This window comes from Candidatus Dedyshia acidiphila (genome assembly GCF_051025295.1).
In the GTDB taxonomy this organism is placed as follows: Bacteria; Acidobacteriota; Terriglobia; order Terriglobales; family Acidobacteriaceae; genus KBS-83.
Genome location: NZ_JBMGJV010000137.1, coordinates 1 through 253, shown reverse-complemented (window position 1 = coordinate 253; position 253 = coordinate 1). Strand labels below are relative to the sequence as shown.

Annotated in this window: 1 protein-coding gene; it reads left to right on the top strand. The window is 61.7% G+C overall.

Annotated elements, in window-relative coordinates; translation table 11 throughout:
• A partial coding sequence (locus AC5IJH_RS18445) for a hypothetical protein (protein WP_491904282.1) occupies positions 1-191 on the top strand: 191 nt, incomplete at its 5' end.
• Positions 192-253 lie beyond the last annotated feature (62 nt).

Below are 253 nucleotides of genomic sequence, written 5' to 3'. Positions count from 1 at the left end.
CGCTCGATCATGGTGCGATAACGGGCGCGCGGCTCGGGCTGGAAGAGCGCATCGCGGCTCCACGACTCGGCTTTGTGGCAGTCGATATCTTCCGGGATGACATTGAAATCGCCGCCAATGATGGTCGCGTGCCGCTCGAGAGCCAGCGCGCCATCTGGACCAGCAGACGATCCATCCAGGCCAGCTTGTAGACGAACTTCTCGCTGCCGATGGGATTGCCGTTTGGCGAGTAGATGTTCACGATGCGCAGCCC